This is a genomic window from Stenotrophomonas sp. TWI602 (assembly GCF_039674045.1).
Taxonomy (GTDB): domain Bacteria; phylum Pseudomonadota; class Gammaproteobacteria; order Xanthomonadales; family Xanthomonadaceae; genus Stenotrophomonas.
In genome coordinates this window covers 84,756-107,560 of the sequence record NZ_JBDJMT010000001.1, presented here as the reverse complement: position 1 = coordinate 107,560, position 22,805 = coordinate 84,756, and the positions used below count along the sequence as shown (strand labels likewise).

Here is a 22,805-nt window from a genome sequence, read left to right as displayed (position 1 = left end):
TAGCATACGAAGCGTGCCGGGAGAGCCATCCTGTAACTGACCACAGGACTACATCCCACGGCTCATGTCGCCCGCCAATCTCCGCAGCATGTTCACCAAGCGCCTGAAGGAGGCTCGCTTGTCCATGGGCATCTCCCAGCGTGAGCTAGGGAGGCGGATTGGCCTCTCGGAGGATGTCGTGTCCAGCAGGGTTACTCGATACGAGCTGGGAACATCAGAGCCCGACTTTGCGACAGCTAGCAAGTTGGCGAAGGAGCTGGGAGTACCACTTGCGTACCTACTGGCTGATAGCGACGCTCTAGCCGATGTCATTCTTGCCGCGTCCGGCTTGTCACCGACAACGCAACGCAGGCTTGCCGCCGAGATGAGGGCCATGGCTCGCGGCCAAACCAAGTAGACAGCCCCCACAAGGAACTTATGCCAGACGAAATTTCACTCGCTCGAGCAATCGAAATCTTGGAAGCCGCGTTTGCCCCTTTTCGCTGCGTGGCCGAAGCCTGGGACTACGACAAGAAGGTGCGCTTTCGAGTCTTCGATGCTGCAAATGAGCCGCTTCTCACATTCCCGAGCATAGTGTGGCGGAGCGTGAGCAATCTCGACAGGCTAAGCACGCTCATCTCGGAGGCACGTCGTCGGCTCGAGAGCGAAGGTATGGCGCTCGACACTTGGTCCATGCCATTGCGGTGAAGCAGCTGCGCTCTAGCCCTGCCGCAATGCTCGATAGACGCTACTGCGACTGATAGAGAAGCGTTCGGCCAGCTGCTCGATGCTGAAGCCCTCTTCCAAGCGAAGCTTGCGGATGCGCTCTTCTTGAGCCTCCGTCAGGGCCTTCTTCCGACCAAACCGTGTCCCCTTCTGCTGAGCAAGCGCAATCCCGTCCCGCTGGCGCTCCGCGCGGATGTCGGCCTCGAACTCAGCAAACGCGCCCAAGAGGTTGAACATCAGCTTCCCCTCTGATGTCGTGGTGTCCAAACCCTGGTCGAGCACGCGAAGGCTGACGTTCTTGCACTTGAGCCTGTCTGCAATCTTGGCCAAGTCCAAAACGGACCTGGCGATACGGTCAAGACGGGAAACCACGAGCACATCTCCATCACGCACGTACTCAAGCGCGCCTTGAAGCTCGGGGCGGTTCTCCGCCTGACGGCCAGAGCGCTTTTCTTGGTACACCTTTCCGCAGCCCGCCTTGGCGAGCTTGTCCAGCTGCACATCCAAGGACTGACCGGCTGAGCTGACACGCGCGTACCCAATGACTTCCATCCCGAGGCGTCTCCAAAGCTCTAGATGTTTTGATAATACTATTTTGGAATGAATTTTGAAATGCGCTAGCCGGCGTCCCAAGTTGTATAGAATTTGACTTGGAATTCGTTCAGGAAAAATTTACTATTGCGACAGATGTCTTCACATCGCGCTCTTCAAAGGGAGTTGTAAACATGAGCAAGAAGGTCATTTTTGTCGCATTCGCAATCGAAGATGAGCGGATGCGAGATTTCTTAAAGGGGCAGTCTCTTCTCACTAACTGCCCTTTCGAGTACATCGATATGTCCGTGAAGGAAGCCTACGAATCGGACTGGAAGAGTAAAGTGGAGACTCGCATCCGTCGTTCAGACGGTGTAATCGCCCTTATCAGTAGCAACTCGTTGAACTCCTCTGGACAAAAGTGGGAGGTTGCGTGCGCGCAAAAGGAAGGAAAACCCGTTCTCGGGATGTGGGCCTACACCAACGACCGTACTAAGCCCGATTTCATGGCGGGTTATTCTATTGTTGGATGGTCATGGGATGGCATCAAGAAGTTCATCGAAGGTCTGTGATGCGCAGGGCATTGCTTGTCGGGATTGACGACTACGACAACTTTACCCCCCTACGAGGATGCGTGAACGACGTTAATGCACTACGACCTTTGTTTGAGCGGCATGAGGATAATTCACCAAATTTTGAAGTAGTTCCTGTCACTAGCGACAGTTCCAGAGTGACCAAGGCTGGACTGATGTCGAACATCATGGGACTTCTGGCTCCCGGTGCGGATGTTGCGGTCCTCTATTTCGCAGGCCACGGACAGGCAGAAGCCAGTGATGTCACCCTTTGCACGACTGACGGACAGACCGGAGATGAGGGAGTCCCCTTCTCAAAAATCTTGTCTCAGGTGCGCGAATCAAAAGTTGGCGAAGTAATCATCATCCTCGACTGTTGCTTTTCTGGTGGCGCCGGAGGAACAGGTGTGATTGGAGGGGACTTGTCGCTTCTTCGGCCCGGAGTTGCCATTCTGTCGGCAAGCAGAGCCGACCAACCAGCAGGAGAGAACAACGGGCAGGGTGTGTTCTCTTTCTATCTCGGCGGCGCTCTCGATGGCGGCGCATCTGATGTACTTGGTCACGTGACAGTAGCCACAGCCTATTCGTACCTGAGCGAATCATTAGGGGCTTGGAGTCAGCGGCCCACTTTCAAGAGCAACCTTGAGAGGCTGAACGCCCTGCGCAAATGCGAGCCGGCCGTCCCACTCCCCCTCCTGAGACGACTTCCCAGCATCTTTCCTGCAGAGACCTACGAACTGCCTCTTGACCCAAGCTACGAGCCGGATGCAGAGCCAGACCACCCGGAGCATGAGGAGGTCTTTTCGGTGCTACAGAAGTTTCGTTCGGCCAAACTACTGGAGCCAATCGGGAACGAGCATATGTACTACGCCGCAATGAACAACCTAAGTTGTCGCCTCACTCGCCTGGGCCGACACTATTGGCGAATTGCTGCTCGGGGCGCTATATGAAGATTGGATTTTCGGGGCACCAAGACCTCCCGACAGAAGCAGCAATACTGCTTAAACAGCGATTGCAGACTCTCTTCTATGATGCCAAGGCGATAGTGGGTGTATGCGCTCTGGCCGAGGGAGGTGACCACCTCTTCGCTCGTGCTGTACTTGAGCGGAGTGGAGAGCTTGAGGTAGTCGTACCTTGCCAGGGATACGAAACGACATTTGACGAAGAGAGCCGGCTTGAGTACGAGCGCTTGCTTAGGCAGGCCACTAAGATGACGACGCTGGACTTCAGCAGCCCATCAGAAGCAGCCTACATGGCGGCTGGGAAATACATCGTGGAACATTGCGATGTTCTAGTCGCCGCTTGGGATGGCAGGAGCGCTCGCGGCCTCGGCGGTACTGCTGATGTAGTGAAGTACGCAGAGCATGTTGGCGTCAGGGTCATTGTCATATGGCCTGAAGGTGTTGAGCGATGACTGATGCCGAAGAAAACGCCTGCGAACCTGTCAAGCGCCCTCCCAATGAGTACAGGCAGTGGCTTATTGCGGCCGAGCAGAAGGCTCAGGATGACTTTGACAAAGCCGTTCTGTCGCTGTCCGGCGGAGCACTGGGTATTTCCTTCGTTTTCGTGAAGGATATCGTTGGCCCTGACGCGATACTTGAGCCAATTCTGCTCCTGCTTTCTTGGGTGGGTTGGGGCCTTAGTTCTCTCGCAATTCTGTCATCCTACTTCTTTAGCCATCTTGCCTTACGGCGAGCAATCCGCCAGTGCGATGACGGTTCCATCTATAGCAATACGCCAGGCGGCATCTTTGCCCGCATCACGAGCAACCTCAATGCTCTAGGTGCTGTGCTTTTCGTTGCGGGCGTATGCTTTATGGCAGCATTCATCTACGTAAATTTATCGTCTCAAGGGAAACAGCATGTCCGACAAGAAGCCGTCCAACCCGCCAAACCGGCCATCAACTCCCCCACCAAACCGTCCGCCATCGGGAAAGCCCAATGATGGTGGACTACGCACTCCTGGGAAGGGGTACATCCCACCGCCTCCCCCGCGTCGTGGTTGAGCCGTAATCATAGAAGCCGCATCGGTCACTTGAGTGCCTTGGATGAAATGGATTGAGTATCAACAACAAGATGGGAAACGCATCCCAACTTGGAAGCGGACGCTAGGCTTATCGGAGGAAACAGGCGAGGTATTCGTGCCAGCCGCGATGGCAGGTGAGCAGAACGTTCTCCTGTGCGCTGCATATGACGGGACAACGATTGCCAGCAACCACAATCACGTCTATGTCCCTGCAAGTTGGTTATCCCGCGAGTTCCCGGAAACAAAAGAACTGTGCGACATCATGGTCACTCGCGCACGCGAAGCACTGGATTCCGAATGAGCCGTCTGCCCTCCCTGCTTCTTACCTCCGTCGCCCTCCTGATATCCGGCTGCGGTTCGCCTAAAGTTCCCGAGCCGACAAGGGACGGAAACTATGTCGTCTTCTCAGGAGAGAACAATGTGCGTCTGGTCGTCATCCAGAACAGTACCAAGCTCTCTGCCGAGGGTACCTACGAGAACATGACCGGCCTTCCACCGACGGTCGGCCAGCTTGCTCCCTCTTCCGTATCAGGAATTTTCAAGGTTTCAACAAGCACTTGTGGCAAATATGAGTTCGTACTCAGCAAAGGAGACTTCATGCTTTGTACCGACTGCGACAGGGGCTATCCACTTTCCGGGTACAAGGACTGTAGCTTTGAAGGAAGACGCATGCCGATGGATTGGCAAGCAGTTGGTCTATAGCTTAGACAATAGATTAGTCAAGGGCTGGGGTGACCAACCCCCAACTCCGACGATTTCAGCGATGTAAAACCTTGACTCTGGCGCTCCGCAGGGAAGCAGTCTAGCCGCTAATCAAGCAGTCCGAATCTTGCGCGCAAAGTTCCAGAGCACAGGTTGGTGGTCGCCGCAGCACTGCTTCAATGAGTAGTTGACGTACTTCCTCATTACGGCAGGCGTAGCGATTTCAATGAACCATTTGTCGCCATTTCGGTCGTAGACATTTGGGTCTCCGCATACTCCGCCTGCACCAAGCCACTTCTTCCGGACCAGTTCCTTGTGGTCCAGGGGATTTCCGGGAAGCTTGATGCAGCAATGGATGTGAGTCCGCTCGATGGAGTCATAGGGGGCGCCGCTGCACAACGGCCTCCCTGGATAACTTTCAACGACCGGAACCAAGGGCATCCTGTACGTGCATCTTTCCTTGAACAGGCTGCACCGGAGCGCATGCATGAAGCGACCAAAGGTCTCCTCAGCGTAGTGGTAGCTAACCGAGTCTTCAGACTTGAAGGTCAAGGTGATGAAGGCGTTGTAGTCGTCCTGCAGGAAATGGCCTGCCAGCCCCTTCTGCAGCTCAGTTTGTCGCGCTTCGTATTCCCGGTATTCCATTGCGTTCCTCGCGGAGCATTGCGTTTCTGTGCTCTCGTGAGGTATTTGTATCGGCACCGCTCATTTGGCAAAATGCATGACCAAGCGTGGCAATCGTGACCCTAAGGCTTCCCGTAACAGAGACCTTGCCTCAGCGAATCAGGTCCGGCTAAGTGATGCTGACCAGTTCGCCCTTCAAATGATTGAACACCTCAAGGAGGCAACCGCTGATGGCTGCGTAAAACCTACGCACAGGGCGAACTGGCTCAATGAAAAGGGCATCCGGACTCAGCATGGAAAGGAGTGGAGGCACGAAGGTGTAAGGCGCTTGGTTCGACGGATTATCGGGCTGCACTCGCCGCCCTGATGCGGACCGTACTAGGGACAGTAAGGCGACAGGATGTGCCATGACGCTGTGCCAACTCGACACCACCAAGCGAGTCTAAGTCTGTAGAATCAACATCTTACCTAAGCCTGCACATCTGCTTTCGAGTCCCACCTTCGGCACCATGGAAAACCAGAACGCCCCGGATCGACGGATCCGGGGCGTTTTTCGTTACCGCTCAGACCAGCCGAAGCGTCGGATGTGCGGCATTGGCCGCCGGTGGCGCAGCCGGTCGCGACGTTCCCGTCGCCCCCGCCACCCGGAATGCCGCCACCGTCTGCAGCAACTGGGTGGACTGCTCTTCCATGCTGCGGGCCGCCGCAGAGGCCTCTTCGACCAGCGCGGCATTCTGCTGGGTGCTCTCGTCGATGTGCTCGACCACCTGGTTGATCTGCTCGATGCCCTCGCTCTGCTGCTGGGCCGCCGCGCTGATGTCGGCCATGAGATCGCTCACGCGTTTCACGCTGACCACGATCTCGTCCATGGTGCGCCCCGCGCTTTCGACCTGACGCGTACCCGCCCCGACCTTCTCCACCGAGTCGCCGATCAGCTGCTTGATCTCCTTGGCGGCTTCGGCCGAACGCTGCGACAGCGAGCGGATTTCCGAGGCGACCACCGCAAAGCCGCGCCCATGCTCGCCGGCACGGGCCGCTTCCACTGCGGCATTGAGGGCCAGGATATTCGTCTGGAACGCGATGCTGTCGATCACGCCGATGATATCGACGATGCGCCGCGAGGAGTCGTTGATCAGCGACATGGTGGAGACCACCTCATGCACCACATGGCCACCCTGCGCCGCCACCTCGACCGCACCACCGGCCAACTCATTGGCCTGGCGGGCGTTGTCCGCGGTGCGCCGCACGGTCGCGGTCAGCCCCTTCATCGAGACGGCGGTCTCCTCCAGCGAAGCGGCCTGCTGCTCGGTGCGCACGGACAGGTCGCTGTTGCCTTCGGCGATCTCGCTGGCACCCACCGCAATGGTGTCCGCTGCCAGCTTGATCTGGGTGATGATGCCGGCCATCGCTTCGACCAGCGCATTGATGCCCTCGCACAACTCGGCGATCGGGCCGGTCTTGTCCTGGGTGGCGATATGGCCGGTCAGATCACCCCCCTGCGCCGCCGCCACCACTTCACGCGTCTGCGCGACGGCCTGCTGCAGCGCCAGCGAGTCACGCACCTGGGCCGTGATGTCGGTAGCGTACTTGACCACTTTGAACGGCCGTCCGTTCATATCGTAGATCGGGTTGTACGAGGCCTGGATCCAGACCTCGCGACCGCCCTTTCCCAGACGCTTGTACTGGCCGGCGTCGTATTCGCCACGGCCGAGTTTGGCCCAGAACGCCCGGTACTCGCCGCTCTGGCGATGCTCGGGCTCGGCGAATATCGAATGGTGCTGCCCACGCACCTCCTCCAGTGCATAGCCCATGGCAGCGAGGAAGTTCTCGTTGGCGGCCAGGATGCGGCCCTCGAGATCGAACTCGATCACCGCCTGTGATTTGTTGATCGCGGCGAGCTGGCCGGCAAAATCGGCCGCCTGGAATTTCTGCGCGGTGATGTCGGTCGCGAACTTGACCACTTTGTACGGCCGTCCGTGGCTGTCGAAGACCGGGTTGTAGGACGCCTGGATCCAGATCTCGCGTCCACCCTTGCCGATCCGCCGGTACTGGCCGGCGTCGAACTCACCGCGGCCCAGGTTGGCCCAGAAGTCGCGGTACTCCGCGCTCTTCGCATACTCGGCATCGACGAACATGGCGTGGTGCCTGCCTTGGATCTCCTCCAGCGTGTAGCCCAGCGTCTGCAGGAAATTGTCGTTGGCGTGCACGATGGTGCCATCGAGGTGGAACTCGATGACGGCCTGGACTCTATGCAGCGCCTTGATCTGATCTTCGAGCTCGGCCTGCCGTTGCAGCGCAGCCGATGCCGCGGCGCCATGGGCCGCGCGACGGGAAACGAACCGTGCCGTGAGCGCTCGCCACAACGACCCGGCGTCGGCGTCGCTGGCACGACCTGGCACATGCGTGTGCAAGCCTGAAGTAATCATCGTTAGACCTCGGTGTCCGGTTAGCGAATAGGTCAGCGCCGGGCGGTGGCCCGGTGGCGGTATTCCGTTGGCTGGGACTCACGAAGATCGTCAGTGGGGATGACGCAACTTCGATGGGCTTCAAACACCGGGCGGGCCGGCGAACATGAACCATGTAAAAAAGGTGTACGGCCAGATATCCACGTGAGCAGACGGGCAGCAACTGCGAGTCATATAACGGCGGACATTCTGAAAGCTTTAGGGCCATCAACGGCCGCGGCCGGGGCCTGGCCCGGCCGGCCGTCACTCGCCGCTTTCGCTCGCATCCAGGGCGTCAAGGGGGTCCACGGCACCCAGAGCGTCGGCCTCCACCTGCACGTTGTCGCGCCCCATCGCTTTGGCCCGGTAGCACTGCGCGTCGGCGGCGGCCACGGCGTCATCCACGCTCATGCCCCCGAACAATGGCGCGATGCCGATGCTGGCGCCCACGCTCAACCGCCGCTGGTCCCAGGGGATCGACAACCCCCGCATCGCCTCGAGCAGATCGCTGGCGATACGGCGGGCGCGCTTGAGCGAACAGCCGGCCAGGATCACCGCGAACTCGTCGCCGCCCAGCCGCGCCACGATGTCCGAATCACGCACGCCATGCCGCAGCACGCTGGCCACCGCCCACAGCACGGCATCGCCAGCCAGATGGCCGTGGGTATCGTTGACCGGCTTGAAGTGGTCCAGGTCGATATACATCAACGAGGCCGACTGCCCGGTCCGCGCGACCCGGGTGATGGCCTGCTGCAGATGCGCCTCGAAGCCGCGCCGGTTGCTCAGTTCGGTCAGCGGATCGATCTCGGCCAGATGCCGCGCCTCGCGCTGGCGCGCACGCTGCTGGGTGACGTCACGGATCACCCAGACCGCGCCGCTGGTCAGGCCATCCTCATCGCGCAGCCAGGCACGGGTCAGGTCGACCGGCAGCAGATGCGCACCCACTGCCAGCAACAGGTCCGAATGCAGGTCGACTGCATTGCTGTCCGGGTCGAGCAGCACGGCCACATCCAAGGGGGAGCGCGGCGCGTATTCGGTCGTGAGCTCCATCACCTCCTGCAGCTGGCTGCCGGCCAGGACCCCGGCGCCCTCCCCGGCCAGCGCGCGGGTGGCCGCGGCGTTGGCGTACTGGATCCCCCCCTGCAGGTCCAGGGTCAGCACCATGTCCGCCACCGCATCCAACGTGACGCGGGTGCGCTGCTCGGATTCACGCAACTGCTGACCACTGAGCCGTTGGGCGGTCACGTCCTGGATCTGCGAGACGAAGTGCAGCGGCTCGCCATTTTCCGTGCGGACCAGTGAGACCGACAGCCGCCCCCAGACCAGGTTGCCCGCCTTGCCCAGGTACCGCTTCTCCATGTGGTAATGCGCGCGGCGGCCGGCCAGCAGGTCACCGAGCAGGGCCAGGTCGGTGTGCAAGTCATCGGGATGCGTGAGCGTCTGGAAATCGATCTGCAGCAGTTCGGCACGGGTGTAGCCGAGGATGCCGCACAGCGAATCGTTGACGTCCAGCCAGCGCCCTTCCAGCGACACCAGGGCCATGCCAAGCGCGGCCGACGAGAACGCCCCGGCGAATTTTTCCGAGGCCAGGAACGCCTGTTCGCGGACCTGCAGCAGCGGGGTCAGGTCGACCGCCATGCCCACGTAGCCGATTCGGTTGCCGCCGGCGCAGTCCAGCGGACTGATCGACAGGCGCACCTGCCTGCGCTCGCCGTCCTTGCGCAGGAACGTCCACTGATGCGACCAGGTGCCCTGTGCCGCCCGCGCGCTCAACGCCTCGAAGACGGTCGGCAGGCGTCCGTCCGCCTCCATATGGGGCTGCAGGTAGGCGCGCATCTCTTCCGGATCGTGGAACAGCCCCGGGTTGACCCGGCCGATCACTTCATCGGGGCGGTAACCCAGCAGCTTCTGCGCACCGGTATTGAACAGGTTGACCACCCCATCGACATCGGTGGCGATCACCGCCACCTCGTCAGAGGCATCCACCACCGCCTGCAGGCGCTGGCGCATGTTGGCCGCCTCCTGCCGGGCCTGCTGCAGTTCGGTAACGTCGGCATGCGCACCGGCCATCCACAGCGGCCGGCCCTGCCCATCGCGCTCATACACGCGACCGCGGTCCTGCACCCAGATCCAGTGGCCCTGTTTGTGGCGCATCCGGCACAGGCTGTCGTAATGCGGCGAGCGACCTTCCAGATGCGCTTCGAGCAACGTATTGGACTGGGCCAGATCGTCGGGATGCACCAGCTTGAAGAACGTCTCCGGCGTGATGGGTGCCAGTTCCTCACGCGTATAGCCGACGATCTCCGCCCAGCGCTCGTTGACCCGCATCTGGTTGCCCGGGATGTCCCAGTCCCAGGTGCCCGCCGCAGTACCTTCGATGATCATTTCCAGCCGGTGGCGCTGCTCGGCCATGTCGCGCAGCGCGGCGGCCGCATCCCGGGGGACGTCCGGTTGCCGGCTCATGTGTGCGCTCCGGTCCGACACGCCACGCACAGCCCTGCGCCAGCGCGGTAATCGGCGCTGGAGCCCGCCCGGTTGCCCGGTCCTGCCTGGTCGTCTGTCATCTGGGCTCCCCGCCGTCCACCCACCCTACGGGCATTCAACGCGAAGTGTGCGTAAACCCGGGCCAAACCAGAAGTGCCCCTGCCCCTGGAGACCCCTGAAAACGCCAAAAGCCGCCCGAAGGCGGCCTCTGGCAGGCACCCACCGCGGGATCAGCCGCCGCGCTTGGCCCGGGCGAAGGCGTCGGCCAGCGCATTGTTGGCCGGCGGTGCGGCGCTGCCCGGACGCGGGCCGGACGGGGTGCCACGACCGCCACCGCGCGGACCATTGCCCGCCCCGCCGTCACGGCGGCCGCCACCGGCCGGGCGCGCATCGCGCTCACCCTGGGCCTTGGCCGGGGCCGGGGTATCGTCGAGGCGCCGGGTCAGGGCGATGCGCTTGCGCGCCACGTCCACCTCCAGCACCTTCACCTTGACGATGTCACCGGCCTTGACCACATCACGCGGGTCTTTGACGTAGGTGTCCGACAGCGCCGAGATGTGGATCAGGCCGTCCTGGTGCACACCGATGTCCACGAAGGCACCGAACGCGGCCACGTTGCTGACCACGCCCTCCAGGATCATGCCCGGCTGCAGGTGCTTGAGCTCTTCCACGCCCTCGGCGAAACGCGCCGCCTTGAACTCCGGGCGCGGGTCGCGGCCGGGCTTTTCCAGTTCCTTCAGGATGTCGCGCACGGTCGGCACGCCGAAGGTGGCGTCGGTGAACTGTTCGGCCTTGAGCCCGCGAAGGAAACTGCCGTCGCCGATCAACGCCTTGATCGGGCGTGCCGTGGCGGCCACGATGCGCTCCACCACCGGGTAGGCTTCCGGGTGCACCGAGGACGCGTCCAGCGGCTGGTCGCCATCGGCGATGCGCAGGAAGCCGGCGCACTGTTCGAAGGTCTTGTCGCCCAGGCGCGGCACCTTGAGCAGGTCCTTGCGGCGCTTGAACGGACCGTTGTCGTCGCGGTGGCGCACGATGTTTTCGGCCACCGTGGCCGACAACCCGGACACGCGCGAGAGCAGCGCCGCCGAGGCGGTGTTGACGTGCACGCCGACCGCGTTGACGCAGTCCTCCACGCGCGCATCCAGCGCACGCGCCAGGCGGTACTGGTCCACGTCGTGCTGGTACTGGCCCACGCCGATCGCCTTGGGTTCGATCTTGACCAGCTCGGCCAGCGGATCCTGCAGGCGACGGGCAATGGAGACCGCGCCGCGGATCGACACGTCCAGGTCCGGGAATTCCTTGGCGGCAAATTCGGACGCCGAATACACCGACGCACCGGCCTCGCTGACCACGATCTTCTGCAGGCTGGTCTCGCCCAACGCCTTGATCACCTCGCCGGCCAGCTTGTCGGTTTCGCGGCTGGCCGTGCCGTTGCCGATCGCGATCAGCTCCACGTTGTGCTTCATGCACAGCTGCTTGATCGTCTGCAGTGACTGGTCCCACTGCCGGCGCGGTTCGTGCGGGTAAATGGTGTCGGTGGCCACCAGCTTGCCGGTGGCATCGACCACGGCGATCTTGCAGCCGGTGCGGATGCCCGGGTCCAGCCCGAGCACGCTCTTGGGGCCGGCCGGGGCTGCCAGCAGCAGGTCCTTGAGGTTGTCGCCGAACACCGCGATCGCCTCGGCTTCGGCCTTCTCGCGGGCCTGGTTGAACAGGTCCAGCAGCAGGTGCATGTGCAGCTTGGCGCGCCAGGTCAGGCGGCAGGCGTCGAGCAGCCAGCGGTCGCCGGGGCGGCCGGCGTCGCGGATGCCCGCGTTGTGCGCGACACGGCCTTCGGCGTACAGATTGCCGGCCTCGGCATCGTTGCCCGGGTCCAGTTCCAGGAACAGGATTTCCTCGCGGCGTGCGCGGAACAGTGCCAGCAAGCGGTGGGACGGAATCTTCGCCAGCGACTCGGCGTGTTCGAAGTAATCGCGGTACTTGGCGCCCTGCTCTTCCTTGCCCTCGGCGACACGTGCGCGGATCACGCCGTTTTCGCCCAGCCAGGTGCGCAGCTCGCCGACCAGCGCGGCGTCTTCGCCCCAACGCTCCATCAGGATCGCGCGGGCACCTTCCAGCGCGGCCTTGGTGTCGGCCACGCCGTTGTCTGCATCGACGAAGGTGGCACCGAACACCTGCGGGTCCAGGTTTGGATCGGCCAGCAGGCCATCGGCCAGCGGCTCCAGTCCGGCTTCGCGCGCGATCTGCGCGCGTGTGCGGCGCTTGGGCTTGTACGGCAGGTACAGATCTTCCAGGCGCGACTTGGTGTCCGCACCGAGGATCTCGTTGCGCAACTCGTCGCTGAGCTTGCCCTGTTCGTCGATGCTGGACAGCACCGCGGCGCGGCGGTCTTCCAGCTCGCGCAGGTAGGTCAGGCGCGTTTCGAGGTTACGCAGCTGGGTGTCGTCCAGCCCGCCGGTGACTTCCTTGCGGTAGCGGGCGATGAACGGAACGCTGGCGCCTTCGTCCAACAGGGCGATGGCGGCGAGCGCCTGGGCGGTCTGGGCACCGATCTCATCGGCGATGGTCTGGGCGATCTGCTGTGCGAGCTTGATGTCAGGCATTGCTTCCGGCCGGAGCCGCTTTGCGGAAAGAACCCATTCTGGCGATGCGCGGCGGCGGGGGAAAGCCGTTGACAGGCCGGGCCGAACCTGTCGCCCCGTGGCGATGACCACACGAGGGGTCCTGCGTTCACGCCGGCATCCTGCGTGGGGCTGGGATGCCGGCGCGGGCGCCCGCGACAACCGGGCACCTCCGCGGGAGCGCTGGCTTACCGGTAATGCACGGCCGCGCGTTGGTGGACGATGTCGTCCTGCATCGACTCCAACGCCATCACCCGCACCTTGCCTACACCCTGCAGTTCCATGAACCGCTCGGTGTAGATCTCCGGACCCAGCTCGGTATCGGCCTGGGACTTGCTGAAACCATGGGGCACCAGGCCCTTGTCGCCATCCTTGCTACCACCGACATAAAGAACGATTGCCATGTGATGTGTTCCTCCAGAAAAACGGTTGCTCATACAGCGCTGCAAGCTTACCCCGGTAAACCTGACTGGTTCGTCATGCAGGCTAATAACGTTTTTTTGCATGCAGATGACGTCGCGTTGTCGACGTTTTTCTTACATGGATTTAACGCGGAGATAACCTCACTGCGCATCACGACGTGATGGCCACCAGCCCCGCCCCTGCAGTGCATACACATCGGCCGCGCGCTCGAACGGGTTGCGTGCACTGACCCCACCGCACAGCAGGTACACCGGCAGGTAGAGCGGCCCCAGCACCAGATACTGGTAGACGTGCGCACGCTCGTGGTCGTGCAGCCCGATCACCGGCTCGGTGGCGTAACCGGCCTGGTGCGCATACGTGCGGCACGGCACGTCCAGCACCGGTCCCGTGTGCAGGATGACGTTGCCCAGCGTGATCGCTCCGCCCGGCCCCCACGGAAATTCGCGGAACACGATCGCGCAGTCGCGCCTGTTCCACGACGGACGCGCACCGGCCAGCATCCCGGCGGTGCCGGCGGCCAGGCCGATCAGGGTGTTGGGTGAGGTCCACAGTGCGCCAAGCCCCTGCAGCGCGCGCAGCAGCACCGGTGACAGGCTCAATCGGCCTCGTTGGGGATCAACAGCCACAGGATCAGGTAGACCAGGATGCCGGGGAAGGCCGCCGAGCCGATCGAGATCAGCACGAACAGCACCCGTACCAGGGTGACGTTCCAACCGTAGCGATGCGCGATACCGCCCATGACGCCGGCGATCATGCGGTCGTTGAGCGAACGGGACAGCGGGCGCGGCGGTGTGTTCATGCACGGGGTCTCGTTCCGGAATGCGCCGACTCTAGCGCGAACCGTGTCTACGGGGTGCGTTGGCGCAGGGCCTTCAGCCGCGCGCCGAACCACGCCGCGGCGGTCTGTTCCGGCTGGCCCGGACAGGCGATCCGGTAGGGCTTGCCGCTCAGGCTGCTCTGGCTGGCGGCGCGTTCGATGAACTGCTCGGCCGTGTCGACCTTGTCCTTCTTGAGCAGGTAGTCGTACTTGCGCTGCAGATGGGCCCGCGCCTCGGGCGCATCGTGCCAGCTGCCATTGCGCTGGAACCGGCAAGGGGAGCCGTCCAGCGCGCCGATCAGGCCGGCGATCTCGCGGCGGGCGGTTTCACCGGGTGCGGCGTGGGCGGTACCAATGCCCAACAGACCCACAGCCAGCCAGAGAAAGCGAGGACGCTTCATTGCGAACGCTCGTTCAACCAACCGGTGATGGTTGCGGGCACTTCGCGCTGGGCCCGCCCGGAGACATAGATACCGATATGGCCCCCGCGGAAACTGCTCTCGGTGTAATCCGCGCTGCCGATCCGGCCGCGCAGCGCGCGTGACGCATCGGGCGGGACCAGATGGTCCTGCTCGGCATAGATGTTCAACACCGGCAACGTCACCTGCCGGAGGTCGACGGTTGCGTCGCCGATGCGCACGCCGTCGTGCATCAGGCCATTGCCCTGGTAGAACTGCTTGATGAAGTCACGGAACGCTTCGCCGGCGAGATCGGGCGAGTCGAAGATCCACTTCTCCATGCGCAGGAAATCTTCCAGCGCGTCCTTGTCGTCCAGGATGTCGAGCAGCCCCACGTACTTCTGCACGTTGAGGCGGAACGGCTTGAGCATCAGGTAGCTGGCATTCATCAGATCGGCCGGGATGTTGCCCAGCGTGTCCACCAGCAGGTCCACGTCCACCTGGCGCGCCCAGTGCGAGAGCATGTTGTCCGGCGTGTGGAAATCGACCGGGGTGACCATCGTGATCAGGTTGGCCAGCTTGGCCTGGCGCAGCGCGGCATAGCACAGCGCGAACACGCCGCCCTGGCAGATGCCGAGCATGTTGATCGGTTCGCCGCCGTTGTGCGCCTGCAGGTGATCCACCGCGCCATCCACGAAGCGCAGCAGGTAATCCTCCAGCGTCTGGTAGCGCTCGGAGCGGTCCGGGTAGCCCCAGTCCAGCACATACACATCGTGGCCCAGAGCCAGCAGCTTCTGAACCAGTGAGCGGTCGGTCTGCAGGTCGACCATGTACGGCCGGTTGACCAGCGCGTAGACGATCAGCAGCGGCGTGGCGTGCACCGGCGGCTCGGTGCCGACAAAGCGGTACAGCGTGACCTTGCCGTCGCGCCAGACTTCCTCGCGGGTGGTCACGCCGTAATCGACATCGTCCACCGCAGGCAGCAGCTTCAGGCCATCCATCAGCTTGCGCTGCATGGCCAGGGTCTCCTGCAGGAGGTCTTCGGCATTGAAGCCCAGGGGGCCCTTCATGCGCTGCGTTTCCTTGGCTTGGTGGGTTTTCCGGCGGCCTTGGTGGCCTTGGCGGCCTTGGTGGCCTTGTTGGGGTTGGCGGTGGCCTTGGTGGGGTTGGCTGGCCTGGAAGCGCGGGTTGTGCGCTTGCTCGCGGCGGCTGGCTTCACTGCAGCCTTGCGCACCTTGGCCGTGCTGGCAGGTGCCGCACCCGCGGCTGCGCCAGCGGCCATGCGGCGCACCAGCCGCTCCAGCTCGGCGATCCGGCGATGCGCTGCATCCATTTCGGTGCGCGTCGGCAGCCCAAAACTCTCGGTCAGCCGTTCGATCTCCTGCTGGGTGGCCGCGCGCAGCCGCATCTGGGCATTGCCCAGCGAGGCGTACACCGCCTGGAACGGCTCGGACAGCGCAACCTTCGCATAGGCCTCCTCGGCCGCATCGATCCATAGATCGAACATCGCCCGCGCGCTGGTCAGCTGGTTGCCCGGCTGCTCGTGCTCGGCCAGGCGCTGCTCGAACAGGGTGAACGCATCGTCCAGCGCCTGCTTGATCTGATCCACGTAATCGCGCGAGTGCGCCTGGTAGTCCTGCTGGGCCCGCAGCAGCGCCTGCCAGCGCGCCTGGTGCTCACGGCCGGGACCAAACGCCGGGCTCTGCAGCCATGGTCCGAGCTGACGCTGCAGGGTTTCCAACAGCTGCAGCAGGTCCGGGCCCTCGGTGTGGGTATGTCCGCGTGCGCCCTGCAGCATCCACTGCAGCAGCCCGTCACCCTGTCCCAGCACCGCCGTGCGCCACGCCTGCGCCACCTCGGCGCTGGTGGTGTCGCGGCCGGCAAACTGCGCGGCCACCTGCTGCATCGTGCCGTACCACCCACCGGCCTGTTCACGGAAACGGTGCACGGCCTCGTCGGCCGGGCGGCTGGCCGCGTTGGGCATCATCTGCGCCCACCAGTCGATCGCCTGCTGCCAGTTGCCCTGCCCCTCGGGGCCGGCGGTGTGGCCGGGCGGTGCCGCAGCGTGCCGCAGGGCATCGCCCCAGGCACTGAAATACTGCCGCGCCAGGGCTTCTACATCGCCTGCGCCGCTGCCGCTGCCCGCCGTGGTCATGACCGTCCTCCCGTCTCGGGAAACGATGATAGCAATGCCGCGCTGCCCTGCCTCACGGCTTGGGGATGCGCAGGGTCTTGCTGATCATCAGCGAGCCGGACAGCGCGAACAGCAGCACCAGCGGGTGCAACTGCCACGGGCCCAGCTGCCACTGGCCCAGCCACAGGTCCGCGCCGGTGGCCCCGACGCTCGCCGCCACGGCCAGCACCACCACCAGCGCCAGGCTGGTCGGGATCGGGGTGCCTTCGAAGTACGGCACCTTGTCGCCCTCGCCGGCCAGTGCTTCGGCGGTCACGTTGTAGCGGGCCAGGCGGCTGACGCCGCAGCAGACGAAGTAGCTCAGCACCAGCCAGTCCCAGCCGCCCTGCATGCCGCAGGCGTAGGCCAGTGCGGCCGGGGCGACACCGAAGGAAATGATGTCCGACAGCGAATCCAGCTCACGGCCCAGCGTGGAGCTGGATTTGCGCCAGCGTGCGATGCGCCCGTCCAGCGCGTCGAAAATGAAGGCCAAGGGGATCAGGGCCATGCCGAACAGCAGATAGCTGCGTTCGCCATCCTGCAGATAGCGCATGGCGGCAAAGACCGCGCCGGTGCCACAGAACGCGTTGGCCAAGGTGAACCAGTCGGCCAGGTGGAACTCGCGCAACATCGAGAAGTGACGTTTCATGAAGGATCAGGTGGCGGCAATCGCAAGAGAGTACCGCGAGCGGCCCGCGCCGGGACAGCGTTCCCTACGCCACCGTACTCCAGCCTTGCCGCGCCGTTCACGCCAGCACGACCTGCGGTGAATTTTTGGCCACCCATCTTGACAGCGAGCACCGGCGGGGGCCGACGCGGCTTATCCACAAACTTGCCCACGAGTCATCCACACCCCCTGTGGACAACTCCGTCTCAACAGAGGCGACGATGGTGATTTCCTGATCACCGATCCTCATTGCCGCGGCGCGATCCCTTCACACGTGCGCCCATCGGTGCCATCAGTGGGCTAAGCTGGTGGATGGACTCCGCCGCCGCCAGGTCCTGCCGCCCACCGACAGGAGTCTTGCGCGTGCTTTCCCCCGACCATCTGGCCGCCCAGTTGCGCCACCCGCACGGTGAGCACGCGCTCGTCGTGGCCGAATCGATGAACCGCAGCAACGGCGACCTCAACCGGGCCGCCATCGCCCTGCTGTCAGTCACCCCCGGTGAACAGGTCCTGGAGATCGGCCCGGGCAATGCAGCCTTCGCACCCGATCTGCTGCGTACACCGGACAGCCGCTATGTGGGCATTGACGTTTCAGCGGCGATGGTCGCGGCCGGCACTGCGGTGCTGGCCACGCATGGGCTGCTGGATCGTGCCGAGGTCCACCTGGGCGATGCCCATGCCCTGCCCCTGGAGTCGGCCTGCATCGATGCGGCGCTGGCAGTGAACACGCTGTACTTCTGGGACGAACTGAAATTCCCGTTCGCCGAGTTGGCGCGCGTGCTGCGCCCCGGCGGCCGGCTCTGCCTGGCCTTCGGCGATGCCGCTTTCATGCGCACGCTGCCGTTCACAGCACATGGGTTCCACCTGCATGAGCTGGCCGAGGTCGAGCAGGCCCTGCGCAGCGCTGGGTTGACCGTACAAGGCTGGCGCGCCCACCACGAAACCGGGCGCAGCAACGATGGGCGCGAGGTGACCAAGCACTTCCACCTGTTGCTGGCCCGCCGGTAATACCGGCGCTGGCCGGCACTACAGCCGGGTGTAACTCCAGGACTGCATGGCGCCATCGCGGTACGGCATCACGCCATGAAAGGCGCGCGGCTCATCGTCGAAGACCAGTGGCAGGAAGCTGCGGTCGCCTTCCCATAGCGGAAGGCCGTCGATCTTGTCCACGTCCACCCACTCCAGCGTGCCCTCCGGATTGGAGGTCAGCGGCGTGCCGGTAAAGTCATCGATGACGAACACGAAGCCGAACCAGTCCTCGCCGTTCTTGCCGAAGCCCGGCCAGCTGATCGTGCCGCGCAGGCGCATGGTGCCGCACTCGATGCCGGCCTCTTCGCGGATCTCGCGGCGCATGCAGGCAGCGGCGTCTTCATCGCGCTCCATCTTGCCGCCCAGGCCGTTGTACTTGCCCAGGTGCAGGTCACCGGGGCGGGCGTTGCGGTGGATCATCAGCACTTGCTTGCCGTCGGCGGACAGCACGTAGCCCAGGGTGGCCACGATGGGGGTATAGGGCATTTCGCACAGGCTCGGGAACACAGACCCGCGATTATGCGCGATCCGTCCGGGGCCGGCTCAGGGCACCACGCTGGTGCGGCGCGCGTCGGCCGGTGCCGCCACCGCGCCATCGCGGCGCAGCGTGGCCACGCCGTGGCCGCGCTCGGCCAGGTATTCCAGCCATTTGCCGAGGAAGGTGTTCATCCGCATGCGGTGGCTGATCAGCTGGGCCGGCGGCGGGTACATGCCCATCACGTCCTGCCAGCGGCGACCGACGTAGCAATGCGTCGTCTCGGCCTGGCGGGCGTCACGGTACAGGCGCACATAGGCCGAAGGATCCGGCTGCCCGGTGACCGGGTCGGCGAAGTCGTAGGTCAGGCGCAGCTCGACCGTATAGCGGTGGCACTCGATCACGTCCAGGCGCACATCCAGCCCATCACCGATCGATGAGACGTAGCTGCCAGGGACGAGCTCGGCCGGTGCGAACAGGCGCACGAGGTGCTGGTAGTTCTCGGCGTACAGGCCCATCAGCCAGCTCAGGCGGCTGAGCCGGGGAATGCGTTCGATACGGGGCGATGCCTGGGCCATGGGTCGATCCTACACGTTGATCTCCCAACGTGGGGGCGGCAGCCGCCCGGCCAAAGGGGCGGCCCACCACCGGTTCACACCGGTCAATACATCTCGCGCTGCAGCCCCAGCGTGCCCAGCACCTTGCTGGAGATCTCCTCGATCGAGGTGTGGGTGGTGCTCAACGTCGGGATCCGCTCCATCCGGAACATCGTCTCGGCGGCGGCGACCTCGCGGCGGCAGGTCTCCAGATTGGCGTAGCGCGAGTTCGGGCGGCGCTCCTGGCGGATCTGCTGCAGGCGGTCCGGGTCGATGGTCAGCCCAAACAGCTTCTTGCGGTACGGGCGCAGGCGCGGCGGCAGGCGGTCCTGCTCCAGGTCTTCATCGGTGAGCGGGTAATTGGCCGCGCGGACCCCGTAATGCAGGGCCAGATAGATGCAGGTGGGGGTCTTGCCGGCCCGCGACACCGCCACCAGGATCACGTCGGCGTCGTCGTAGTTGATGGCAATGCCGTCATCGTGGGTCAGCGCGAAGTTCATCGCGTTGATGCGCCGGTGGTAGGTCTCGAAGTCCACCATGCCGTGCGCCTGGCCCACCCGGGAGTGGCGGTTGACCGCCAGTTCGCGCTCCAGGGGCTCGATGAAGGGGGCGAACACGTCCAGCATCAACCCACCGCTTTCGGCCAGGATGATGCTCAGTCCGCTGTCCACGCAGGAACTGACCACGATCGGCCGAACCTGGTACCGCTCCCCCGCTGCACGGATCCTTTCACAGGCTTCCCGCGCTTTTTCCGGATCATCGATGAACGACATTCGGTCGGTGATGAAGCTGAACCCGGAGAACTGGGTCAGGAGGCTATGCCCAATGGTTTCAGCGGTGATACCGGTTCCATCGGACACGTAGAACACCGGACGGATCGTCGACATACGGCTTTTACCCCCTCCGAAGCTTAAAAAGGCCGTCGATACAAGCTTGTGCCGACAGCGGTCTGCCCGGCATCATATCGGCTTCTTCCTACGGACGTGGCCATCCAGCCCGCCTCGGGCGATGGCCAAACGGAGCATCGCGCTTGAACGAGAACATCCTGTGGTTGCACGAACTGCGCCTGGCCGATCTGGCCCGCGTAGGCGGCAAGAATTCGTCGCTTGGCGAAATGATCGGCAATCTTGCCGGTCTGGGGGTGTCTGTCCCCGGCGGTTACGCAACCACCTCTGAAGCCTTCAAGGACTTCATCGCCCACAACGACCTGTCCAAGCGCATCTTCGACAAGCTGGCCACGCTGGACGTGGAAGATGTCGGTGCCCTGACCGTGGCCGGCAAGGAAATCCGCGGCTGGGTGATCGATGCCCCGCTGCATCCGGCGCTGGACCAGGACATCCGCACCGCCTACGCCAAACTGTGCAGCGAAAACGGCGGCGGCGACGTGGCGGTCGCGGTGCGCTCCTCGGCGACTGCCGAGGATCTGCCCGATGCCTCCTTCGCCGGCCAGCAGGAGACCTTCCTCAACGTGACCGGCGCCGACGATGTCGTGCTCAAGGTCAAGGAAGTGTTCGCCTCGCTCTACAACGACCGCGCGATCGCCTACCGCGTCCACCACGGTTTCAAGCACGAGGACGTGTTCCTGTCCGCCGGCGTGCAGCTGATGGTGCGCTCGGGCGTGGGGTCCTCCGGCGTGCTGTTCACCCTGGACACCGAGTCCGGCTTCCGCGACGTGGTGTTCGTCACCTCCTCGTTCGGCCTGGGCGAAATGGTCGTGCAGGGTGCGGTCAACCCGGACGAGTTCTACGTCTACAAGCCCACCCTGAGCGCCGGCAAGCCGGCGATCCTGCGCCGCTCGCTCGGCAGCAAGGCGATCCGCATGGTGTATTCGGATGTCCCCGGTGAGCGCGTGCGCATCGAAGACACCCCGGCCGAGCTGCGCAACACCTTCTCGATCAGCGACGAGGACGTGCAGGAACTGTCCAAGCAGGCGCTGGTCATCGAAAAGCACTACGGCCGCCCGATGGATATCGAGTGGGCCAAGGACGGTGTCAGCGGCAAGCTGTTCATCGTGCAGGCGCGTCCGGAGACCGTGAAGTCGCGTGGCCATGCCACCCAGATCGAACGTTTCGCACTGAACCAGAAGGACGGCAAGGTGTTGGCCGAAGGCCGCGCCGTCGGTGCCAAGATCGGTGCCGGTACCGCCCGCGTGGTGCGCACCCTGGACGACATGGCCCGCGTGCAGCCCGGCGACGTGCTGATCGCCGACATGACCGACCCCGATTGGGAGCCGGTGATGAAGCGCGCCTCGGCCATCGTGACCAACCGCGGTGGCCGTACCTGCCACGCGGCGATCATCGCCCGTGAGCTGGGCGTGCCGGCCGTGGTCGGCTCGGGCAACGCCACCCAGCTGATCCAGGACGGCCAGCAGGTCACCGTGAGCTGCGCCGAGGGTGACACCGGCTTCATCTACGACGGCATCCTCGAGTTCGAGCGCACCACCACGGACCTGGGCAACATGCCGCCGGCGCCGCTGAAGATCATGATGAACGTGGCCAACCCGGAACGTGCCTTCGATTTCGGCCAGCTGCCGAACGCCGGCATCGGCCTGGCCCGTCTGGAAATGATCATCGCCAGCCACATCGGCATCCACCCGAACGCGCTGCTGGAGTACGACCGCCAGGACGCGGCGACCAAGAAGAAGATCGACGAGAAGATCGCCGGTTACGCTGATCCGGTCAGCTTCTACGTCGGTCGCCTGGCCGAAGGCATCGCCACGCTGACCGCGTCGGTCGCCCCGAACCCGGTGATCGTGCGCCTGTCGGACTTCAAGTCCAACGAGTACGCCAACCTGATCGGCGGCAGCAACTACGAACCGCACGAAGAGAACCCGATGATCGGCTTCCGCGGCGCCAGCCGTTACGTCGATCCGAGTTTCTCGGCCGCCTTCGCCCTGGAATGCCAGGCCGTGCTGCGCGTGCGCAACGAGATGGGCCTGGACAACCTGTGGGTCATGATCCCGTTCGTGCGTACCCTGGAAGAAGGCCGCAAGGTCGTCGAGGTGCTCGAACAGAATGGCCTCAAGCAGGGCGAGAATGGCCTGAAGATCATCATGATGTGCGAAGTGCCGTCCAACGCACTGCTCGCCGATGAGTTCCTGGAGATCTTCGACGGCTTCTCGATCGGCTCCAACGACCTGACCCAGCTGACCCTGGGCCTGGACCGCGATTCGTCGATCGTCGCGCACCTGTTCGACGAGCGGAACCCGGCGGTGAAGAAGCTGCTGTCGATGGCGATCAAGTCGGCGCGCGCCAAGGGCAAGTACGTCGGCATCTGCGGCCAGGGCCCGTCCGATCACCCGGACCTGGCCGAATGGCTGATGCAGGAAGGGATCGAGTCGGTGTCGCTGAATCCGGACACCGTGGTGGATACCTGGCTGCGTCTGGCCAAGCTCAAAGCCAAGGGTTGATCCCCTCGGCAACGCGATGAAAATCAACACCCCGCGCAAGCGGGGTGTTGTTTTGTGCGGCATCGGTAGAGCCGACCGTTGGTCGGCTGTACCCGCCCATCCCCCAC

The 22,805-nt window shown here is 63.7% G+C and carries 24 protein-coding genes; 9 read left to right on the top strand and 15 right to left on the bottom strand.

Annotated features, from left to right (window positions below; genetic code table 11):
* Positions 1 to 64 precede the first annotated feature (64 nt).
* Positions 65 to 397: a helix-turn-helix transcriptional regulator gene (locus ABE483_RS00520; protein WP_346480833.1), complete on the top strand. Its 333-nt coding sequence runs from the start codon at positions 65 to 67 to the stop codon at positions 395 to 397.
* Between the two features lie 302 nt (positions 398 to 699).
* Here ABE483_RS00520 and ABE483_RS00515 read toward each other — a convergent pair whose 3' ends face one another.
* Complete coding sequence (locus tag ABE483_RS00515) at positions 700 to 1,257, bottom strand: recombinase family protein (protein ID WP_346480832.1); 558 nt, start codon at positions 1,255 to 1,257, stop codon at positions 700 to 702.
* Between the two features lie 173 nt (positions 1,258 to 1,430).
* On the opposite strand from ABE483_RS00515, the gene ABE483_RS00510 reads away from it, so the two are divergent.
* The 6 genes from ABE483_RS00510 (at position 1,431) to ABE483_RS00485 (ending at position 4,535) form a co-directional block, all read left to right on the top strand.
* Positions 1,431 to 1,808 carry a TIR domain-containing protein gene (locus tag ABE483_RS00510; RefSeq protein WP_346480831.1) on the top strand — a complete coding sequence of 126 codons (378 nt, stop codon included), beginning with the start codon at positions 1,431 to 1,433 and terminating at the stop codon, positions 1,806 to 1,808.
* The gene (locus ABE483_RS00505) at positions 1,766 to 2,758 is read left to right on the top strand and encodes a caspase family protein (protein WP_346480830.1); all 993 of its coding nucleotides are present in this window, start codon (positions 1,766 to 1,768) and stop codon (positions 2,756 to 2,758) included. Before ABE483_RS00510 ends, ABE483_RS00505 begins: the two co-directional genes overlap by 43 nt.
* Positions 2,755 to 3,222, top strand: coding sequence for a hypothetical protein (locus tag ABE483_RS00500; RefSeq protein WP_346480829.1), 468 nt, complete (start codon positions 2,755 to 2,757; stop codon positions 3,220 to 3,222). The genes ABE483_RS00505 and ABE483_RS00500 overlap by 4 nt, the downstream gene beginning before the upstream one ends.
* On the top strand, positions 3,219 to 3,752 hold the full coding sequence (locus tag ABE483_RS00495) for a hypothetical protein (protein ID WP_346480828.1): 534 nt from the start codon (positions 3,219 to 3,221) through the stop codon (positions 3,750 to 3,752). The genes ABE483_RS00500 and ABE483_RS00495 overlap by 4 nt, the downstream gene beginning before the upstream one ends.
* Before the next feature lie 103 nt (positions 3,753 to 3,855).
* A complete protein-coding gene (locus tag ABE483_RS00490; protein ID WP_346480827.1) occupies positions 3,856 to 4,134 on the top strand; it encodes a hypothetical protein in 279 nt (92 codons plus the stop codon).
* The gene (locus ABE483_RS00485) at positions 4,131 to 4,535 is read left to right on the top strand and encodes a hypothetical protein (RefSeq protein WP_346480826.1); all 405 of its coding nucleotides are present in this window, start codon (positions 4,131 to 4,133) and stop codon (positions 4,533 to 4,535) included. The genes ABE483_RS00490 and ABE483_RS00485 overlap by 4 nt, the downstream gene beginning before the upstream one ends.
* 111 nt (positions 4,536 to 4,646) lie before the next feature.
* On the opposite strand, the gene ABE483_RS00480 is transcribed toward ABE483_RS00485, so the two are convergent.
* The 11 genes from ABE483_RS00480 to ABE483_RS00430 all read right to left on the bottom strand — a co-directional run bounded on the left by ABE483_RS00480 (position 4,647) and on the right by ABE483_RS00430 (position 17,171).
* Positions 4,647 to 5,180 carry a hypothetical protein gene (locus tag ABE483_RS00480; RefSeq protein ID WP_346480825.1) on the bottom strand — a complete coding sequence of 178 codons (534 nt, stop codon included), beginning with the start codon at positions 5,178 to 5,180 and terminating at the stop codon, positions 4,647 to 4,649.
* Positions 5,181 to 5,722: 542 nt separating this feature from the next.
* Positions 5,723 to 7,570, bottom strand: coding sequence for a methyl-accepting chemotaxis protein (locus tag ABE483_RS00475; RefSeq protein ID WP_346480824.1), 1,848 nt, complete (start codon positions 7,568 to 7,570; stop codon positions 5,723 to 5,725).
* A 297-nt stretch (positions 7,571 to 7,867) separates the two neighbouring features.
* Positions 7,868 to 10,066 carry a PAS domain S-box protein gene (locus ABE483_RS00470; protein ID WP_346480823.1) on the bottom strand — a complete coding sequence of 733 codons (2,199 nt, stop codon included), beginning with the start codon at positions 10,064 to 10,066 and terminating at the stop codon, positions 7,868 to 7,870.
* A 251-nt stretch (positions 10,067 to 10,317) separates the two neighbouring features.
* A complete protein-coding gene (locus tag ABE483_RS00465; RefSeq protein ID WP_346462611.1) occupies positions 10,318 to 12,693 on the bottom strand; it encodes a Tex family protein in 2,376 nt (791 codons plus the stop codon).
* Between the two features lie 206 nt (positions 12,694 to 12,899).
* The gene (locus tag ABE483_RS00460; protein WP_313211150.1) at positions 12,900 to 13,115 is read right to left on the bottom strand and encodes a hypothetical protein; all 216 of its coding nucleotides are present in this window, start codon (positions 13,113 to 13,115) and stop codon (positions 12,900 to 12,902) included.
* A gap of 159 nt (positions 13,116 to 13,274) precedes the next feature.
* Positions 13,275 to 13,733 carry a hypothetical protein gene (locus tag ABE483_RS00455; protein WP_313211149.1) on the bottom strand — a complete coding sequence of 153 codons (459 nt, stop codon included), beginning with the start codon at positions 13,731 to 13,733 and terminating at the stop codon, positions 13,275 to 13,277.
* A complete protein-coding gene (locus ABE483_RS00450) occupies positions 13,730 to 13,933 on the bottom strand; it encodes a PspC domain-containing protein (RefSeq protein ID WP_123729552.1) in 204 nt (67 codons plus the stop codon). Before ABE483_RS00450 ends, ABE483_RS00455 begins: the two co-directional genes overlap by 4 nt.
* A gap of 47 nt (positions 13,934 to 13,980) precedes the next feature.
* Positions 13,981 to 14,352 (bottom strand): YfeK family protein, encoded by a 372-nt coding sequence (locus ABE483_RS00445; protein WP_346480822.1) that lies wholly within the window; start codon positions 14,350 to 14,352, stop codon positions 13,981 to 13,983.
* The gene (gene phaC / locus ABE483_RS00440; RefSeq protein ID WP_313211147.1) at positions 14,349 to 15,419 is read right to left on the bottom strand and encodes a class III poly(R)-hydroxyalkanoic acid synthase subunit PhaC; all 1,071 of its coding nucleotides are present in this window, start codon (positions 15,417 to 15,419) and stop codon (positions 14,349 to 14,351) included. Before phaC ends, ABE483_RS00445 begins: the two co-directional genes overlap by 4 nt.
* Positions 15,416 to 16,504, bottom strand: a complete 1,089-nt coding sequence (gene phaE, locus ABE483_RS00435; protein ID WP_346465952.1) for a class III poly(R)-hydroxyalkanoic acid synthase subunit PhaE — start codon at positions 16,502 to 16,504, stop codon at positions 15,416 to 15,418. The genes phaC and phaE overlap by 4 nt, the downstream gene beginning before the upstream one ends.
* A gap of 52 nt (positions 16,505 to 16,556) precedes the next feature.
* Positions 16,557 to 17,171, bottom strand: coding sequence for a CDP-alcohol phosphatidyltransferase family protein (locus ABE483_RS00430; RefSeq protein WP_070474651.1), 615 nt, complete (start codon positions 17,169 to 17,171; stop codon positions 16,557 to 16,559).
* Positions 17,172 to 17,546: 375 nt separating this feature from the next.
* Between ABE483_RS00430 and ABE483_RS00425 the strand changes: the two genes are divergently transcribed.
* Complete coding sequence (locus tag ABE483_RS00425) at positions 17,547 to 18,197, top strand: methyltransferase domain-containing protein (protein WP_313211145.1); 651 nt, start codon at positions 17,547 to 17,549, stop codon at positions 18,195 to 18,197.
* 18 nt (positions 18,198 to 18,215) lie between these two features.
* Here ABE483_RS00425 and ABE483_RS00420 read toward each other — a convergent pair whose 3' ends face one another.
* The 3 genes from ABE483_RS00420 to ABE483_RS00410 all read right to left on the bottom strand — a co-directional run bounded on the left by ABE483_RS00420 (position 18,216) and on the right by ABE483_RS00410 (position 20,176).
* The gene (locus tag ABE483_RS00420; RefSeq protein ID WP_313211144.1) at positions 18,216 to 18,704 is read right to left on the bottom strand and encodes an 8-oxo-dGTP diphosphatase; all 489 of its coding nucleotides are present in this window, start codon (positions 18,702 to 18,704) and stop codon (positions 18,216 to 18,218) included.
* Between the two features lie 57 nt (positions 18,705 to 18,761).
* On the bottom strand, positions 18,762 to 19,271 hold the full coding sequence (locus ABE483_RS00415) for a DUF1249 domain-containing protein (RefSeq protein ID WP_313211143.1): 510 nt from the start codon (positions 19,269 to 19,271) through the stop codon (positions 18,762 to 18,764).
* An 83-nt stretch (positions 19,272 to 19,354) separates the two neighbouring features.
* Complete coding sequence (locus ABE483_RS00410; protein ID WP_019184148.1) at positions 19,355 to 20,176, bottom strand: pyruvate, water dikinase regulatory protein; 822 nt, start codon at positions 20,174 to 20,176, stop codon at positions 19,355 to 19,357.
* A gap of 143 nt (positions 20,177 to 20,319) precedes the next feature.
* Between ABE483_RS00410 and ppsA the strand changes: the two genes are divergently transcribed.
* The gene (gene ppsA, locus ABE483_RS00405; protein ID WP_313211142.1) at positions 20,320 to 22,698 is read left to right on the top strand and encodes a phosphoenolpyruvate synthase; all 2,379 of its coding nucleotides are present in this window, start codon (positions 20,320 to 20,322) and stop codon (positions 22,696 to 22,698) included.
* The last annotated feature ends 107 nt before the right edge of the window (positions 22,699 to 22,805 follow it).